The 17,967-nt window shown below is 64.8% G+C and carries 15 protein-coding genes; 9 read left to right on the top strand and 6 right to left on the bottom strand.

The features are described from left to right. Nucleotides 1-144 precede the first annotated feature (144 nt). The 5 genes from ACFOSU_RS03855 (at nt 145) to ACFOSU_RS03835 (ending at nt 4,623) form a co-directional block, all read left to right on the top strand. Nucleotides 145-1,149, top strand: coding sequence for a zinc-dependent alcohol dehydrogenase family protein (locus tag ACFOSU_RS03855; protein WP_380686637.1), 1,005 nt, complete (start codon nt 145-147; stop codon nt 1,147-1,149). 10 nt (nt 1,150-1,159) lie between these two features. After that, nucleotides 1,160-1,717: an asparaginase domain-containing protein gene (locus ACFOSU_RS03850; protein ID WP_380686635.1), complete on the top strand. Its 558-nt coding sequence runs from the start codon at nt 1,160-1,162 to the stop codon at nt 1,715-1,717. A gap of 172 nt (nt 1,718-1,889) precedes the next feature. Continuing rightward, nucleotides 1,890-3,317, top strand: coding sequence for an MATE family efflux transporter (locus ACFOSU_RS03845; RefSeq protein ID WP_380686634.1), 1,428 nt, complete (start codon nt 1,890-1,892; stop codon nt 3,315-3,317). A gap of 4 nt (nt 3,318-3,321) precedes the next feature. After that, the gene (locus ACFOSU_RS03840; protein ID WP_380686632.1) at nt 3,322-3,753 is read left to right on the top strand and encodes a DoxX family protein; all 432 of its coding nucleotides are present in this window, start codon (nt 3,322-3,324) and stop codon (nt 3,751-3,753) included. 363 nt (nt 3,754-4,116) lie between these two features. Then, nucleotides 4,117-4,623, top strand: coding sequence for a DUF488 family protein, N3 subclade (locus tag ACFOSU_RS03835; protein WP_380686630.1), 507 nt, complete (start codon nt 4,117-4,119; stop codon nt 4,621-4,623). A gap of 24 nt (nt 4,624-4,647) precedes the next feature. On the opposite strand, the gene ACFOSU_RS03830 is transcribed toward ACFOSU_RS03835, so the two are convergent. The 6 genes from ACFOSU_RS03830 to ACFOSU_RS03805 all read right to left on the bottom strand — a co-directional run bounded on the left by ACFOSU_RS03830 (nt 4,648) and on the right by ACFOSU_RS03805 (nt 13,158). Further along, nucleotides 4,648-5,949, bottom strand: a complete 1,302-nt coding sequence (locus ACFOSU_RS03830) for a lipase family protein (RefSeq protein WP_380686628.1) — start codon at nt 5,947-5,949, stop codon at nt 4,648-4,650. A 76-nt stretch (nt 5,950-6,025) separates the two neighbouring features. Continuing rightward, nucleotides 6,026-6,745 carry a GntR family transcriptional regulator gene (locus tag ACFOSU_RS03825; protein WP_380686626.1) on the bottom strand — a complete coding sequence of 240 codons (720 nt, stop codon included), beginning with the start codon at nt 6,743-6,745 and terminating at the stop codon, nt 6,026-6,028. A gap of 7 nt (nt 6,746-6,752) precedes the next feature. Further along, nucleotides 6,753-10,397 carry an urea carboxylase gene (gene uca / locus ACFOSU_RS03820; RefSeq protein ID WP_380686624.1) on the bottom strand — a complete coding sequence of 1,215 codons (3,645 nt, stop codon included), beginning with the start codon at nt 10,395-10,397 and terminating at the stop codon, nt 6,753-6,755. Further along, complete coding sequence (gene atzF / locus ACFOSU_RS03815; RefSeq protein WP_380686622.1) at nt 10,390-12,204, bottom strand: allophanate hydrolase; 1,815 nt, start codon at nt 12,202-12,204, stop codon at nt 10,390-10,392. Before atzF ends, uca begins: the two co-directional genes overlap by 8 nt. 252 nt (nt 12,205-12,456) lie before the next feature. Then, on the bottom strand, nt 12,457-12,870 hold the full coding sequence (locus ACFOSU_RS03810) for a flavodoxin family protein (RefSeq protein ID WP_380686619.1): 414 nt from the start codon (nt 12,868-12,870) through the stop codon (nt 12,457-12,459). Between the two features lie 102 nt (nt 12,871-12,972). After that, nucleotides 12,973-13,158 carry a CsbD family protein gene (locus ACFOSU_RS03805; RefSeq protein ID WP_380686617.1) on the bottom strand — a complete coding sequence of 62 codons (186 nt, stop codon included), beginning with the start codon at nt 13,156-13,158 and terminating at the stop codon, nt 12,973-12,975. Between the two features lie 539 nt (nt 13,159-13,697). Between ACFOSU_RS03805 and ACFOSU_RS03800 the strand changes: the two genes are divergently transcribed. The 4 genes from ACFOSU_RS03800 to ACFOSU_RS03785 all read left to right on the top strand — a co-directional run bounded on the left by ACFOSU_RS03800 (nt 13,698) and on the right by ACFOSU_RS03785 (nt 17,927). Beyond that, a complete protein-coding gene (locus ACFOSU_RS03800) occupies nt 13,698-14,615 on the top strand; it encodes a LysR family transcriptional regulator (RefSeq protein WP_380686614.1) in 918 nt (305 codons plus the stop codon). Between the two features lie 137 nt (nt 14,616-14,752). Further along, nucleotides 14,753-15,532, top strand: coding sequence for an SDR family NAD(P)-dependent oxidoreductase (locus ACFOSU_RS03795; protein WP_380686612.1), 780 nt, complete (start codon nt 14,753-14,755; stop codon nt 15,530-15,532). A 63-nt stretch (nt 15,533-15,595) separates the two neighbouring features. Beyond that, nucleotides 15,596-16,792, top strand: a complete 1,197-nt coding sequence (locus ACFOSU_RS03790) for an acyl-CoA dehydrogenase family protein (protein ID WP_380686610.1) — start codon at nt 15,596-15,598, stop codon at nt 16,790-16,792. Nucleotides 16,793-17,072: 280 nt separating this feature from the next. Further along, entirely contained in the window at nt 17,073-17,927 is an 855-nt protein-coding gene (locus ACFOSU_RS03785; protein WP_380686608.1) for a branched-chain amino acid ABC transporter permease, read from the top strand. Nucleotides 17,928-17,967: the final 40 nt, after the last annotated feature.

Genomic DNA, 17,967 nt, shown 5'->3' with positions numbered 1-17,967 from the left:
GTAGCCCGTTAGGCGCATGTACAAGCAGGTCGATACCATTCTCGAAACTGCTATTGTCTGGGTCGGATCAAAGCGCGACGGGTGTGTGCCGTGGGTATCTGCCTCGGCGCCTCGTACCGCGCGCATCGAACACAAGGATCAGTGATGAAGGCTGCAATACTCCAGGCGCCCGGTGGACTGGACCGGATTCAGGTCGCCGAGCGCGACGTGGTGGACCCGGGCGAGGGCGAGATTCAGGTACGGGTTCGGGCGAGTTCGCTCAACTATCACGACTACGCCGTGGCCAACGGCACGATACCAACCGAAGACGGTCGCGTGCTGATGTCGGACGGTGCCGGCGACGTGGTGGCGGTCGGTGCCTCGGTCGAGGCATTCGCCGTGGGCGATCGGGTCATGTCGACCTTCTTTCCCAACTGGGAGGACGGCCCGATCAGTCTGGCCAAACGCGACGGCACCCCGGGAGATCGCGGCGAAGGCATGGCCGCGGAATATGTGACCGCGCCGGTGTCCTCGTTCACCCATGCGCCGCGCGGCTATTCGTTTGCGCAGGCGGCGACGCTTCCCTGTGCGGCGTTGACCGCGTGGCGCGCGCTGATGGTGGAGGCACGGATCAAGCCGGGCGATACGGTCCTGGTGCTCGGTACCGGCGGCGTGTCGCTGTTCGCGCTGCAGTTCGCCAAGGCCGCGGGCGCGCGCGTGATCGCGACCTCCAGTTCCGCGGCCAAGCTCGAACGCCTGCGGGAACTGGGTGCGGACGAGGTGATCAACTACGCCGAACAGCCGAAGTGGGGCAAGGTCGCCAAGCAGCTCACCGGCGGGCGCGGCGTGGACGCGGTGGTCGAGATCGGCGGCCCCGCCACGCTCGGCCAGTCGATCGCGGCCTGCCGCATGGGCGGACATATCAGCCTGATCGGCGTGCTCACCGGCGTGAAGGGCGAGGTGCCGACCGCGCAGTTCTTCTATTCCAATCTCACCATGAAAGGCATCACGGTCGGCAGCCGCTCGGAGCAGCACGACATGGTGCGCGCGCTCGAAGCCAACGGCATCGAGCCGGTCATCGATACGACCTTCGGCCTCGACGAGCTCGCCCAGGCATTTCGCCATCAGGAAGCGCAGAAACATTTCGGCAAGATCTGTCTCGAGTTCTGAGCTTATTTTCATGACAGGTACATCCGAGCCCGCAGCGATCTCGCCATTCACGATCCGGGTGCTGGCCACCGGCGGCACGATCGAAAAGACCTATGACGCGGCGCGCGGCGCGCTCACGCTCGACGTCCCGGTACTCGACCATCTGCTGGCCGAACTTCGCCAGCCCGATGTCGATCTGCGGCTCGAGCGTGTCATGGCGATGGATTCGCTCGACATGGACGCCGATGATCGCGGCCGTATCGTGGCCGCGGTTGCCACAACAATGGCCGCGGCGGACTGCCATGCGGTGCTGATCACCCATGGCACCGACACCCTGGCCGATACGGCCGCGGCACTCATCGAAGGTCTGGAGCAGTTATCGATCCCAGTCGTGCTCACCGGCGCGATGGTGCCCTACCGCGTGGCCGACAGCGATGCGCTGCAGAACATGGCCCAGGCGCTGATGGCCTGCCGATTGCTTGCGCCGGGCGTATACACAGCCTTTCATTCGCGCGTCATCCCGGGCGATCGCATCGTCAAGGACTACGAGCACTTGACGATGATCGAGGCGCAACCGCGCAGCGGCTGAGCACCTCGTGGTCGGCACGCGCCCGCAAATGATCTGGCAGACCGACGTGTATTGTTGCGCCCGATACGCGGCGCACGAGATCGCATCGTTACGCTCGGCGGAGCCGCTTCATGGGGCCCGGCCCTGAACGACACGCGTCGATCAGCAGCTGTATGAGAAACAAGGAGACGATGTGGCGCGTGCAATTCCCAGTCTGACCAGCGGATCGATCCCCCGGGCGCTGCTGCGTCTGGCGGTGCCGATCGTGTTCGCCAATCTGCTGCAGACCGCCTACCAGCTGATCGACACCTTCTGGGTGGGCCGCCTCGGCGCGAGCGCGGTGGCGGCGGTGTCGCTGAGTTTTCCGGTGATCTTCTTCCTGATCTCGCTGGGCCTCGGATTGGCGGTCGCCGGTACGATCCTGGTGTCGCAGTACCAGGGCGCTGGCAATACCGCCGCGGTCAACGAAGTATCCGCCCAGGCGCTGGTCGGGGTCGTGCTCATCTCGCTGGTGCTGGCGGTCGTCGGCTTCATCGGCGCGCCGTATATCGTGGCGTTTCTGGGCGCGGCCGACGACGTGCTGCCGTTGGCATCGCGCTATCTGCAGGTCTCCTTCGTGGGCCTGCCGTTCCTGTTCGCCTACGTCATCTTCCAGTCGCTGATGCGTGGGGTGGGTGACGCGCGCACGCCGCTGCTGATCGTGACCGGCACGGTGGTGCTCAATTTCTTTCTCGATCCGTTGTTCATCCTCGGCTATGGACCGATGCCCGCCCTGGGCGTGAGCGGCGCAGCACTGGCGACGGTGATTACCCAGGGCCTGGCCGCGGTCGTCGGCCTGACGATGCTGTTTTCGGGCCGTTACGGGATCAGCCTGCGCCTGCACAATCTGCGCCCGGATCCAGCGCTGCTGTGGCGTCTGCTCAAGCTCGGCCTGCCGGCCGCCGTCGAGCAGTCCACCCGTGCCCTCGGGCTCATGCTGATGACGATTCTGGTGGCCGGATTCGGCACGGTCACGCTCGCGGCCTACGGCATCGGCACGCGCATGCTCAGCTTCGTCATCATCCCGGCGCTGGGTCTGTCGCAGGCGACCTCGGCGCTGATCGGCCAGAACATCGGCGCCGGCAAGATCGACCGGGCCGAGCACACGGCGTGGCTCAGTGCTGCCTTCGCGCTCGTGAGCCTGTCGATATTCGGCGTGGTCGGTTTCGTGTTCGCGCGCGAGATCGTCACCGCGTTCGTGCCGGATGCGCCGCAGGTCATCGAGAAGGGCGCGCTGTTCGTACGCATCACGGCTTTTTCCTACGGTCTGATCGGCGCCCAGCAGGTCATCACCGGGGCGTTTCGCGGTTCCGGCAACACCCTCGTGGCGATGGCGATCGCGCTGGTCTCGCTATGGATGCTGCAGTTTCCGCTGGCGTGGTTGCTGTCGAACAACACCAGCCTGGGCGAAGTCGGGATATGGATCGCCTATCCGGTCCAGAACGTGATCACCGCGGCCATTGCGTGTATCTGGTTCGCCCGTGGTACCTGGAAGCAGCGCGACGTCATGGGCACGCCGACGCCGGAAAACGCCGTGTCGGCTTATCGTCCGGGTGCAATTACCAACACCACTTTGCGTTGAGCCGATGACGCGCGTATCCCGAACGCCGGCATATCCGCTGGCGACCCACTCCTGGCTTCAGTTCGGGCTGCTGCTGGGCATCAGCGGTTTCTTTCTGATGGGCGGCATCGGTCATTTCGCGCTGGCGCGGTTTTTCGTGGCGATCGTGCCCGCCTATATACCCGAGCCGCGACTGATGGTGGCCATCAGCGGTACCTGCGAACTGCTGGGCGCCGTCGGTCTGCTATGGCCGCGCAGCCGCCGCGTCGCGGGGATCGGTCTGCTGTTGCTGATCGTGGCGGTGTTCCCGGCGAATCTGAACATGGCGCTGCACGCAGCGCAGTTTCCGGCGTTCGCGCCCTGGATGCTGTACCTGCGTCTGCCTTTGCAACTGGTGTTGCTGGCTTGGGTCGTGTCTGCCGTCGGTCTTCGTCGTCATGGCAAGGGAATACCCTAGCGGCAAAGAGGAGGCCGGCGCATGGGCAAGATCCCGCTACACTCTCAAGTGTCTGTTTCGTATCATTGTGTTCGGTGCGACGAGCGCATATAAAAGTGAGGCCGGACACTCCCGTACTGCGACTAAAGCATGTGCGGCAACGCGCCGCGCACCTCAGGATTGCGCGGCTTTATTGAGTACAATAGATGTACATGCACGTAAGGCTGCAGTTTCCGGCACACCGGCCGATCTAATAGCTGTATCTGAATGGAAATTCGGACACTGGCAAACGATGGATCGCCGTGTCGACACCGGAGATGGGATGTGTGGGTTGCGTCGCTATCCGAAGGTCTTTATGCCGCGGGGTCGAGGGATGCATCGTTCGTGAAGATAGAAATCGAAAAGCCCGATGCAGCAAGAACTATTTCGAATGGCGCCGAGTCTTCGATCGCGATGCGTGCATGGGTGGATCGCAATCCACCACCCAATCATATTGGACATACCATCGACCCGCTTTACTGTGATCTCGCCCCTTCGGGCCTGCTGCAACGCATCCAGGGCAACGACTTCGAGTCGGCCGACGCATTCGTGGCTGCCTACGAGGCCGAACTCGATGCCATACCCCTGGCTCGTTTCGGCAGCCTCATAGAGCGCGCCCGCCGTGACGAACTCGTGCTCGTGAGCGCGAATCCGCTGGCGGCGCGTACCTTGCGACGCTATTTATGTGACATGGCGGCAATGACCGCGGCCGATGAAGATCGCATGGAAGCGGCGGCCAGCCGTTGTGCTGCGGTCGTCGATGCCACCTATCGCGCGACGCGTCTGCGCGGCGCCAGTCATTCAAAGGGCGTATGTGCCTCGCGCGCTGCCTTGAGACGTATGCCGGCCTGAAACAAGGTACTGGGCGGCGGTTACTCAACGTGGCGGATTTGCCGTGCGCTGCAGGGCAGAGCAATCGCTGGGTGGCGGTATACCGGCAAACCGGTCGGCCAGATAAGCCACTGCCGTCGATGCGTGGGTCAGCGCGGCGCTGATGTGCTCGCCGAAGGCGTAGTCGAATCGCACCGGTATGCCCTTGTCGCAGTAGGTGCGCGCGAGCGCCCTGGCGTCCTTGCGCGGCGTGAGCTGGTCGAAGAAGGCGTGGTAATACAGCAGTGGCGCGTCGAAGCCGCGCTGGCCGAGCCGATTCTCGCGGGTGACGCGCTGTACCGCGGGCACGCTCAACAGATCGTCGACCGTCGTGTACTCGTGCATGCTGTCGAAGGTGTAACCGGACAGCAGCGGGTCCTTGACCCAGGCCAGTTCCTGACCGACACAGCTTTGGTCGAGATCGGCGAACATCCGCCGACCCTTGTCGTTGAGCAGGGCATCGGTGTCGATCGTGTCGTAGGCCCGTGACAGCCCGATCACCGCCGCGAAATACAGACCCGCGAACAGCCCGCCGTCGATATGCTCCGCGGTACTCGCGAGATCGGCCGGCGGACCGCCCGCCGCGACCCCGGCGATATGAATTCGGGGTGCATAGCTCGCGGCCTGTTCCGCGGCCCAGAGACTGGCGAACGCGCCGCCGGAATAACCCCAGAGGGCCACCGGCGTGTCGGCGCCGACAAGTCTGTCGGGCAGAAATGTCTGCGCGGCGCGGATGCCGTCGAGCACGCCGCGGCCTGAATTGATGCCGGCAATGAATTGCGCTTCCGGGCCTTCGTAGTCCGGAAGCACCACGACCCAGCCGCGGCGCAGCGCCTTGTTGACCAGCAGCTGTTCCACCATCGACCCACTGAGGATTTCGTAGGACGGCGCGCAACGCCGTGTGAGTGCATCGTAGGCGGTCTGATAGGACAACAGCCGGGGCTGGGGATCGTCCGGCACCAGAATCGTGGCGACATCGGCCTGCGGCTTGCCGAATGTATCGCTGGTGCGATAGAGCAGCTGCCAGGCTTGGGCATCGACGTCGAAGAAATAATAGGATTCGGCCGCGATGGGGCGGTAGCGCATCACGGTGCCCGGCGGCGTGGCGGCCAGTTCCGCGGCCGACGGCTGGGCATGAAACGGGTCGTCGCCGGGTGCGCTGAACGGTTTGCGCGGCGTGGGAAACCGGGCCGGCGGTGGCTGCTCGGTCGCTGGCGGTACCGCAAGGGTGTGCACCGGCGTCGCCGCGCAGCCGGCGAGAACACACAGGCTCAACAGCAATAGACAACGAATGCGGGCTGGGCGCACGCGGGAAACTCGCGGGAATCGGATAGCGCTGATTGTACGCCGGCCAGCGGACCGGCTTTCCGGTACGGGTGTCGCGTCAAGCCTGTGCGCTTTGTCGTGCCTCATAGAGCATGTGCAGCGTGATCTTGCGTACTTCGTTGCGGCTGCTGCGGATGTGTGACCTGAGCAGCATCTGGGCCTGCGCGGCGCGCTTTTGCAGCAGTGCGCGCAGGATCTCGGCGTGCTCGTCGTAGGTTGCCTGCACGCGTCTGGATTGGGTGAAATCCAGTCGGCGGATGATGCGGATACGTTCCGTGACGTCATCGTGCATCGCGACCATTACGGTGTTGCCGGCGGCGCGGACCAGTGCCGCGTGGAAGCGCTCGTCCAGACCCCATACGGTCTCGCTCTCGCTCAGCCGCTCGGCGACCGGCACCAGCCAGGCCGGTTTCAATGCCTCGAGTTCGGGCGGCACACCGGCCAGCTCGCAGATACGCTGCACGCAGGCGCATTCGAGCACCGTGCGTACGTCGTACAACTCCTCGAAATAATCAAAATCGAAGGGCCGAACCTGCCAGCCGCTGCGGGAGAGCACTTCCACATAGCCGTCGCGCTGGAGTCTGAACAGGGCCTCGCGCACCGGCGTGCGGCTGGCATTCACGCGCGCGGCAATCTCGTTTTCGGACAGGCGATCGCCCGGAATCAGGCGGAAATCGAAGATCTCCTGCTTGAGCTGACGATAGATCCGGTCGCCCAGATTACCGCGGCTCTTGCCGCCATGCGCCGGCGCTGTCGGTACGTGGATTGCTGCGCTCATCGCCGGCTCAGGCGGGCGCGATGACGAGCAGCGGATCGCCAGCCGACACCACGGTGCCCTCGGCGCAGCGCAGCGCGCGCACGATGCCGGCTACCGGCGCATCCAGGGCGAACTCCATCTTCATGGCCTCTACAATCAGCAGGGGATCGCCCTGGGCGACCCGGCCGCCGTCTTCGACGTGCAGTTTCCAGACATTGCCGCTGACCTCCGAGGCGACGATCTCGCCGTCGATGTCGTCGGCCATCGCCAGCGGCGTGTCTGCCGCCGTGTCTTGCGGTGCGCTGTCGGCCTCGGCGTGCCAGTGTTCCACTTCCCGGGCAAAGGCCGCATCCTGGCGTGTCTTGAAGGCCGCGATATCGTCGGCGTTGTCTTCGAGAAACTGTCGGTAGTCGGCAAAATCGAAGATCTCTTCGCTGATTTCGGCGTGCAGGCGGCCGGCCCGGAACTCGGCGCGCATCTCGGCCAGCTTTGCCTGATCGACCGGGTAGTAGCGCACCTGATCGAAAAAGCGCAGCAGCCAGGGCTCGCCGGGCTCGAACTGGCGGTTATGACCGAACTTGTTCCAGATCGGCAGGGTGCGCCCGACCAGTTGGTAGCCGCCCGGCGAATCCATGCCGTAGATGCACATATATACGCCGCCGATGCCGACGGTGCCTTCGGCGGTGTAGGTGCGCGCGGGATTGTACTTGGAGGTCACCAGTCGATGCCGCGGGTCCACCGGTACCGCGCAGGGCGCGCCCAGATACACGTCGCCCAGGCCCATGACCATATAGCTGGCCGCATAGATCACGTCGCGCACCTGTTCGCGTGATTGCAGGCCGTTGATGCGCTGAATGAAATCCACGTTATTGGGCAGCCACGGCGCGGTGTCGCGCACCGATTGGCGATAGCGGGATACCGCATCCAGGGTGGCATCATCCTCGAACGCCATCGGCAGATGCAGCACGCGTGTGGGCAGCTTGAGATCATCGACCTCGGGCAGGTTCGCTTCGACCTCGAGCAGCGCCGCGACCAGATCCCTTTGATGAATCCGTCGGCTGTCGTAGTTCACCTGCAGCGAGCGCACTCCGGGCGACAGCTCGACCACGCCCGCGACCGGCGTTTTCTCGATCGCCTGCATCAATAGGTAAACCCGCAGCCTAAAGCGCAGGTCGAGCACGATGGGTCCGTATTCGATCAGGATGTAGCGGTCGCCGGCCTGGCGGTAGGTGACCGCGGGGCGACTGCCCTCGGCCGCGCATTCGGCCAGCACACAGGGCGACGATGTTTCGATCTGGGCCGGCGCTGGCAGCAGGTCACGTTCGGCGGGCACGGTGAACTCAGCACAGGCGGCATCGAGCGCGTTGTCACGGGCCACGGCCTCGTCGAAACCGATGGCGACAAAATGAATGGTGTCGCCCGGCGACACCTGGCCGACCTTCCACAGTTCGGCCGCGGCAATCGTGACCGGGCAGACGAAACCGCCCAGGCTCGGCCCGTCGCGGGTCAGGATCACCGGCATGTCGCCAGTGAAGTTGATCGCGCCCACGGCATATTCGGTGTCGTGGATATTGGACGGATGCAGCCCGGCCTCGCCGCCGTTCTCGCGTGCAAAGGTCGGCTTGGGCCCGTTCAGTCGCACGCCGAGTCGGTTCGAGTTGTAGTGGACTTCCCAGTCGGTGGCGAAGAACTGTTCGACCGATGCCTGGGTGAAGAAATCCGGGGCGCCGTGCGGGCCCATGAGCACGCCGATCTCCCAGTGATCGGCATAGTGTGGAATCAGCGCCGCGGGTGCGGCCTGCGGCGTGTATCCGGGTGCCGGGGTCGGGTTGTTGGGTCGTCGTGCATCGGTGACGGCGAGCATGTCGCCGGCGCGCAGCGGGCGACCGGCGTGGCCGCCGAACTGGGCCAGGGCGAAGGTCGACTTGCTGCCCAGATAATCGGGCACGTCGATACCACCGCGCACCGCCAGATAGCTGCGACAGCCCTGATCGGCCTTGCCCACGGTCAGCGTCTGGCCGGCGGCGATCGTCACCGGCGTCCAGAAATCCACCGGTGTGTCGTCCACGGTCGCGTTCGTGTGCGCGCCGGTCAGGGCGATCAGGGCATCGACATGAAAGACGATCGTCGGCCCCAGGATCGTGCATTCGATGCCCGCCGCGGCCGGGTGATTGCCCACGATGCGATTGCCCAGCCGGAAAGCGTAGTCGTCCATCGGGCCGGACGGCGGCACGCCGACATGCCAGTAGCCGGTGCGGCCCGGATAATCCTGGATCGTCGTGTAGGTGCCGGGTTTGACGATTTCCATAAACGGCGGCCGATACGCGAAGTCGGCCAGGAATGAGGTGGCGACATCGCCGGCCTGGAACCGGGCGTCGGCCACGATCTGGCGCAGATAGTCGAGATTGGTCGCGATGCCGGACAGGCGCGTGGCGTCCAGCGCGGTTGCGAGTCGGGCCAGCGCGGCGTCGCGATCAGGGCCGTGGACGATGAGCTTGGCGATCATCGGGTCGAAGTGCGACGACACCTCGGCGCCGTCGGCGACCCAGGTATCGACGCGGACATTGTCGGGGAATACCACTTCGGTCAGCGTGCCGGGCGACGGCTGGAAATCCTTCGCCGGCTGTTCGGCATAAATGCGCACCTCGAAAGAGGCGCCCTGGGGCTCGGCCCGGAAATCGGCCAGTGCCGGCGGCCGGCCCGCGGCGGTGTCGATCATCCATTCGACCAGGTCGACGCCGGTGACGGCTTCGGTGATGGCATGTTCGACCTGCAGGCGGGTGTTGACCTCCAGGAAATAGAATTCGTCGCGATCGCCGTCGTAGATGAACTCGACCGTGCCCGCCGAGCGATAATTCACCGATTCGCCCAGCCGCCGGGCCGCCGCCATCATGGCGTCGCGGGTCGTCGCCGGCAGATGCGGCGCGGGCGTCTCCTCGATGACTTTCTGATTGCGCCGCTGCAGGGAACAGTCGCGTTCGCCCAGTGCCGCGACCCGGCCCTGACCGTCACCGAAGATCTGTATTTCGACGTGGCGGGCGTTCTCGATGAAGCGTTCGAGAAACACGCCCGCATCGCTGAAGTAGTTCTGGCCCAGGCGCTTGACCTGATCGAAGGCCGCGCGCAGCTCGGCTTCGTCTTCGCAGCGCGACAGGCCGATGCCGCCACCGCCGGCGGTGGATTTGAGCATCACCGGATAACCGAGCCGGTTGCCGGCCTCGACGGCGGTATCCACGTCTTCGATCAGGCCGGTACCGGGTGCCAGCGGCACCCCGGCGGCTTCGGCCAGTTCGCGCGCCGTGTGCTTGAGGCCGAACTGTTCCAGCTGGGTCGGCGTCGGGCCGACGAAGGCGATGCCGGCGTTTTCGCAGCGACGCGCAAAGTCGGCGTTCTCGGACAGAAAACCGTAGCCGGGGATAATGGCCTGCGCACCGCTGTCGCTGGCCGCCGCTAGAATCGCGTCGACCTGCAGATAGCTGTCGGCCGCCGAGTCGCCGCCGAGCGCAATCGCCTGGTCGGCGGCATCGACATGGGCACTGCCGCGATCGCTGTCCGAATACACGGCCACGCTTTTCACCCCCATGGCCTTGAGCGTGCGCGCGATACGCACGGCGATCTCGCCGCGGTTGGCGATCAGGACCGTATCGATGATCTGTGATGATGCATCAGGCATTGCTGGATTTCCCCTCGTCGGTCATGAAGGCGCGCCAGCCGCCGAAGGCGGTGATGTCGCGTGCGGTGTCTGCGGCCCAGCCCTCGCAGATGAAACTCTTGACCTCGCGCCCGTCGGCGAGCGTGAGGGTGCCGATGCCCAGCGGCGCCGGGATCAACGCCACGAACGAGCCGAATGCGGCAACCGGCACATCCCAGAGCTCGACTTCGATGGCCGCGCCGTCACCCGCGCGAATCAGGCCGGGCTTGGGCGGCGTGGTGCCGGCCAGCGCCAGCAGGCGGTAGTTGTCGGCGGTGTGGGTCTGCTCCACGAACACCGCATCGCGTTCGGTGAGCTGAGTGTTGAGCGGCATGCCGCGCAGATGCGCCCCCACGACCGCCAGCCGCACGCAATCCGCGGCGGGCGCGCTCGTGTCGGCCAACACGGGTGCGGGCGCGGTGCGCTCGCTCGTTCCCAGCGGCCAGGGCTTCGCTGCCTGCCAGCGCCGACCCAGTGCGTTCAGGCGGGCGTCTTGCCAGGCCGGGGCGATCAGAGTGATACCAGCCGGCAGGCCGTCGGCGCGAAAGCCACCCGGCAGCGCCAGCGCGCAGCAGTCGAGCAGATTCACGAAGTTGGTATAGATGCCGAGATTGCTGTTGAGCTTGACCGGCTCGGCCTGCACATCGGCAATGCGATAGATGCTGGGCGAGGTCGGCACCAGCAGAGCATCGACGCCGTCGAGCACGGTGCGGGCGCTGCGGCTCAGTTCGGCCAGCCGGTACTGAGCACGAAACGCATCCACCGCGGACAGGTCGCGGCCGCCCTGCACGATCTCGGCCACGATCGGGTCCACGGCATCCGGATGCGCGTCGATGAACGCGCCCACCGCGGCATAGCGCTCGGCCACCCACGGCCCCTGGTAGAGCAGGGCCGCGACCTCGTGCAACGGGGTGAAATCCAGCGGCACGATCTCGGCGCCCAGCGCCTGCCAGCGCGCCACGGCGTCCTCGAAGCTCGCTTTCGCCTGGTCGTCGCCGCAGAACATCGGCTGCTGGGGCACGCCGATCCGGATCGAGGCCCTGGCCCCCGGTACGGCAGTTGGGACAGGTGCAGTGCGTGAATAGGCATCGTCCGCGTCGAACGCGACGAGGGCCTGCTGAACCGTCTCCGCGTCGTCGACGGTGAGCGCGAAGATCGAGACACAGTCGAGGGTGCGGCAGGCCGGAACCACGCCGCGGGTACTGATGGCACCGCAGGTGGATTTCACCCCGACGATGTTGTTGAAGCCCGCCGGCACGCGACCGGAACCGGCCGTGTCCGTGCCCAGCGAGAACGCCATCAGCCCGCGTGCCACCACCGACGCCGAGCCGGAACTGGAACCGCCGCTGATGTAATCCGCGTTGAAGGCGTTGGGCACCGCGCCGTAGGGCGAGCGTGTGCCGACCAGCCCGGTCGCGAACTGATCGAGATTGGTCTTGCCCATCAGCACCGCGCCGGCGGCTTGCAGCCGGGTCACGGCTTCGGCGCTGTGTTCCGGCGTGTAGGCATAGTCGGGACAGCCGGCGGTGGTGGGCAGGCCGGCCACATCGATATTGTCCTTGACCGCGAACGGCACGCCGTAGAGCGGCAGGCGGCGGGTGTCGCCGGCCACTGCGTCCAGCCGTGTGGCCAGCGCGTCGAGTTGGGTTTGCAGTTCGTCGGCGGTGAGCCGGTAGATCCAGGCCGGATCGTCGTCCAGGGAGTGGCGTAGCTTGTCGAGGGCGGTGGTCGGGTCGGCGTCGCCGCGTCTGTATCGGGTGGCCCAATCCTGAATCGTGGAGAAGTGCATCGCGTTGCATACGGGAATGTATACAAGCCTGAATGCAACCCCTGTGCCAGCTGTTTCCGACCCGCTGGCGAGAATCGGAATGTATATAAATCAGAATCTTGCGATTTTATCGCCGACGACTACGCGCTCGTTGCACAAGAAAAAGGCGCTTGTGGCACTCCCCTGGGGCGCCACCGGCGCGATCGATGGGCGCGCCGCCGGCCGTCAGTAGATGCCGGCGTCCAGTCCGGCGGCCATCGTCAGCCCCAGTTCCTAGCAGTCGCGTTCGAAGGCCTCCTCGAAGGCGCCGCGGCAGATCAGCGGCTCGCATATCGGTTTCCAGCGCAGCCCGCCGGTGATGCTCTGGACCGCCCGGCGTGTGCCGGTGCCGTCGTGTCCGGCCCGTATGTAGAGTGCGAAAGGCAGCGCGTCGGTCTTTTCCAGACAGGGATAGTAGACGCGATCGAAGAAGTCCTTGAGCGCGCCGCTCATATAACCCAGGTTTTCGGTGGTGCCGAGAATGATGCCGTCCGCCGCGAGGACGTCGTCGGCCGTCGCTTCAAGCGGTTCGATCCAGGTGACCGACACATTGTCGATATCGGGATGCCGCGCGCCGCGCAACACCGCATTCGCGAGCTTGCGCGTGTTGTCGGACGGGGCGTGGGCGACGATGAGCAGGGCAGGCATGGGCCTAGTCTAACTGCCGCTCGCTTGCCGGTGTGCACGGATTCGCCGGCAAAAAAAGACGCGGCCGGGGTGGCCGCGTCTTTCAGCAATGGAATCGGCGGTTCAATCCTTGAACGTATCGCGGATCTTGTCCTTGCCCTTGCCTACCGTGTCGCGTGCCTTGCCTTCGTTCTTTTCGGCCTTGCCGCGCGCTTCGGTTTCTTCATCACCGGTCAGCTTGCCGACCTGTTCTTTCACAGTGCCCTTGATCTTGTCCACCGTGCCTTTGACGCGTTCCTTATCTACCATGGTTCGATCTCCGATCGATGGCCCCTGGGCGGGGCGAAGGGGTGCAAAACGCACCTGCTGGTCATCGAGATTACTCTGATTGCAGGGCAGCGCAAGCGCCAGATGATGCAGCGTCGACAGCGCCCCGCAGTGGCCACGTCTGGCCGGGTTGCACGCGATCAGTATCGCTTGATCCGGCCCCGTTACGCAGCGTGATGACGCCCCATCAGACTGGTGAACGCCGGCCGGTATCCGGCCTTGGTCATTGGTCGCCTGGACATTATATATTCTTTGTTTTTCAATAATTTAATCCGGATCGCCGATAATCAGGACGGGGGTTGGCTGGTCGGCATTGGCGCGCTGTGGCGCGTTCCAGGGCGGAGAACCGATTGCCGACCGTCAGCATGCTCAGCTCGACCGAAATCGAACTGAAATGCACGGAGCAATCCTCGCACATGGACACGGGCACGAATGACGCCGTGCGCTGCGGCATGCCGCGTATCCGCTGCGGCGCATCCACTATAAGATAAGCGCATGAAAACCGCGCTTGTATTTTTTAAATGAATATTCGTGATATCGATCTGAATCTGTTGGTGTTTCTCGACGCGCTGCTGCGTGAGCGCAGCGTCACCAAGGCCGCGCAGGCGATGGATATCAGCCAGCCGGCGATGAGTAACGCCCTGCGGCGGCTGCGGACCCTGCTGGGGGATCCGGTGCTGGTGCGTACCGCCGGTGGCATGCAGCCGACCGCGCGGGCCGAACAATTGCATCGGCCGGTTCGTAACGCTCTATCCCAGATGGAAGCGGCCATCGCGCCTAATCGGGCGTTCGAGCCGGAGACCGCGCACCGGCTGTTTACCATCCTGATCACCGACTATGCGGCCTCGGTGCTGATGCCGCGGGTGGTCGGCGTGCTGGAACAGGAAGCCCCCAACATTGCGTTGAATATTCTGTCGGCGGGGAGCGACGCGATCGATCAGATCGAACGCGGCGAGGCCGATTTTCTGGTCAACCGCTTCGGCAAGCTGCCGGCCAATTTTCACCAGCAGCGGCTGTGGAGCGATCGCCTGGCCTGTCTGATTCGCAAGGATCATCCGGCGCTGGTCGCAGCCGGCGGCGAACTCACGCTGGAGACGTTTCTGGCCCAGAAGCATGTCCTGATCACCCAGACCGGCGTTGGCCTGAGCCGTATCGACGAAGAACTCGCCGATCGCGGGCTGGCGCGCGAAATCAGCGTGCTCACCCGTCATTACCAGTTGCCACGGGAACTGGTCGCCAACAGCAACATGATCGTCGCGCTGCCGGCGCGCATCGCCCGTTATCAGGCGCGGCATCTGGGGTTGGCGGTGCTCGATCCGCCGGTGGAACTGGCCGAGTTTCATATCGGCATCGCCTGGGGCGCGCTCGACCACCACGATCTGGCGCATCGCTGGCTGCGCGAACGGATCATTGCGATCGCGCGCGAGACGCTCAGCTGAGAGCGATTCCCAGCCGCCCCGCGCGCTGAATAGGACGCAGGTATGCGACTCTGACGACAGCACAACAGAGTCGCCGCTGGCTCCACGCATTGTATATTTCGAGCGTTCGCTCTATTTTTGGAGAAACAGGAGATCACATGACCCAGAACGCCCCCAATCGTTTCGACATGACCGGACGCGTTGCCCTGATCACCGGTGGCGGTGGCGGGCTTGGCAGCGGCTTTGCGCATGCACTCGCCGAGGCCGGTGCGCGCGTGGTGCTCTGCGGGCGCCGGCAGGAACCGCTGGAGGCCGTCGCCGCGTCGATTCGCGAGCGCGGCGGCGACGCCCAGCCGGTGACCATGGACGTCACCGACGCCGATTCCGTGCGCGCCGGCTTCGATGCGGCCGAAGCCCATTTCGGCACCGTCGACGTCACCGTATGCAACGCCGGCGTGGCCGTGCCCAGCCCGGCGCTGGACATGGAAGAAAGCGCGTGGATGAAGACCATCGACGTCAATCTCAACGGCTGCTGGCGCGTCGCGACCGAGTCCGCGCGGCGGCTCACGAGGGCCGACAAGCCGGGCAGCATCATCAATATCACGTCGATCCTCGGTCAGCGCGTGGCCGGTTTCGTCGCCCCCTATGCCACGTCCAAGGCCGGGCTCGAACAGCTCACCCGCAGCCTGGCGCTGGAGTGGGCCAAGCACGGCATTCGTGTCAACGCCATCGCGCCGGGCTATATCGCCACTGATATCAACCGCGAATTCTTCGAAACCGACGCCGGCGAGAAGATGATCAAGCGCATTCCCCAGCGTCGTCTGGGCGAGATCGACGATCTGTCCGGCGCGCTGTTATTGCTGGCCTCGGATGCGTCGCGCTACATGACCGGCAGCACGATCACCGTCGACGGCGGGCATCTGCAGTCGTCGCTATAGATTTCTTCTTTCGAATACGCGGCGTGGATCACGTCGCCCCACCTCATACAGAGAACCCCGCCGATGGATTTCAAACTCACCCCCGAAGTACAGGACTATGTGCAGCGCATCCGTGCGTTCGTCGATCTGGAACTGATTCCGCTGGAAGCGGACGCGGCCAGCTACGACGAACATGAGAACATCGCCCCCGACCTGCTCAAGCGGATGCAGACCAGGGCGCGCGAGGCAGGGCTGTGGTCGTTCCAGATGCCCGAGGCCCGCGGTGGCCGCGGTTTCTCGATTGTCGGCATGGCGGCCTGCTACGAGGAGATGAATCGCTCGATCTTCGGCCCGGTCGTGTTCAACTCGGCAGCCCCCGACGACGGCAACATGATGGTGCTGGAGAAAGTCGGCACCGAAGCGCAGAAGGACTGGTTCCTGCAGCCGATCGTCGACGGCGACGTGCGTTCGTCGTTCGCCATGACCGAGCCGCCGCCCGGCTGCGGTTCCGACCCGACCATGATGCAGACCACCGCCACCAAAGAGGGCGACGACTGGGTCATCCACGGCCACAAGCACTACATCACCGGCGCGGGCGTGGCCAAGCACTTCATCCTGATCGCGCGCACCTCCGATGATGCGCGCAAGGGTTTGACCGCCTTCCTCTTCCACGCCGACGATCCGGGCTGGGAATTGATCCGGCGTATCCCGATCATGGGCCCGGAGGAGCACGGCGGTCACTGTGAACTGCGTTTCGATGGCCTGCGTATTCCCGACCGCAACCGCCTGATGGAGATCGGCGATGGCCTCAAGGTCACCCAGATCCGTCTGGGCACCGCGCGCCTGACCCATTGCATGCGCTGGCTGGGGCTGGCCCGTCGTTCGCTCGAGATCGCGGCCGACTATGTCGCCAACCGCGAATCCTTCGGCGTGCGCCTGGCCGACCGCGAGGGCGTGCAGAACATGCTCGGCGAAGCCGCGATGGCGATCCAGACAGGCCGGCTGCTGACCATGCATGCGGCCTGGCAGCTCGACCAGGGCAGCTTCGCGCGCAAGGAAGTGTCGATGGCGAAGGTCAACGTCTCCGAGACGCTGCACAAGGCCGTGGACACGGCCATCCAGCTCAACGGCGCACGCGGCTACTCCAAGGACACTGTGCTGGAGTGGATCTATCGCTACGCGCGCCAGGCGCGGCTGGTCGACGGCGCCTCGGAAGTACACAAGATGGTGTTCTCGCGCACGTTGCTGGCCGAAGGCACGGATTTCTGGTCCTGGGGCTGACGCTTCATCGGTGCCCGGCCGCGATCGTATTGTTCGAGCGATCGTGGCCGGTCCGGTACGGCGTGACTGCGCTCTGGACGATGGATGAACGAACACCGCCAAAAGGATGATAGGAAAAACAAAAGCCAGGCCGGAAGATGGCTTGGAGCAAGAACAAGAAAGGAATGCCGGGACGCCCGCGGGTGGAATGCGCGCAGCGACAGGTCAGGCATGTTGCAGGCGCTGACCCAGCGCGGCCCGGCGTCTTCTACCCGAGGCAGGGGATGATATGCAGATTATCGTGAGCGGCCTCATTTTCGGTTGTGTCTATGGGTTGGCGGCGTTGGGGCTGGTCCTGATTCATCGCACCACCGGCGTGGTGAATTTCGCCCACGGCGAGATGGCCATGGTGTCGAGCTTCGTCGCATTCAGCCTGATCAGCGGATACGGTCTGCCGTATTTCGTGGCCTTCGGGCTCGCACTCCTGTTCGCCGCGGTATTCGGCGTCCTCGTCTATCTGCTGCTCATCAAGTTCGTGAGCGAGGCGCCGCATCTGAATCAACTGGTGCTGACACTGGGGCTGTTCCTGGTGTTTCACGGCGCCGCGGGTCTGATCTGGGGGCATACGCCCAGCAGCTTTCCGGAGGCGGTGAGCGGCCCGGCCCAGGATATTGGCGGCGTGTACGTCAGCCCCAACGAAATGTTCATCGTGGCGGTCACCTTCGCGCTCACGGGCGCGCTATTCATGCTATTTCGCTTCACTCGCGTGGGGTTTGCCATGCGCGCGTCGTCGCAGGATCTGACCGCGGCGCGGCTGATGGGCATCAACGTCAACCGCGTGTTCCTGGTCACCTGGGGCGCGGGCACGATGCTGGGCGCGGTGGCGGGTCTGCTGACCGCGCCGTTCACTTTTCTCAGCGTCACGATGATGTTCAACGTGCTGATTCTCGCCTTCGCCGCGGCGGTGCTGGGCGGCTTCATCAGCATGCCGGGCGCCTTGATCGGCGGTCTGGTCATCGGCGTGTTCGACAACCTGGTCAAGTTCTACTGGGCGCCGCAGATGTCGCTGGTCTGCACCTTCGTTCTGATCATCGTCGTGCTCTACGTGCGCCCGCAGGGGCTGTTCGGCGGGCGCCGCGCGGTGAAGAAGGTCTAGCCCTGCCATGGTTGAGCCGCGAGGAGCGAATTTGTCTGAA

The sequence above is a fragment of the Salinisphaera aquimarina genome (genome assembly GCF_042643355.1).
In the GTDB taxonomy this organism is placed as follows: Bacteria; Pseudomonadota; Gammaproteobacteria; order Nevskiales; family Salinisphaeraceae; genus Salinisphaera; species Salinisphaera aquimarina.
The sequence above is the reverse complement of the archived record's forward strand: the minus strand, read 5'-3'. Positions and strand labels throughout refer to the sequence as shown.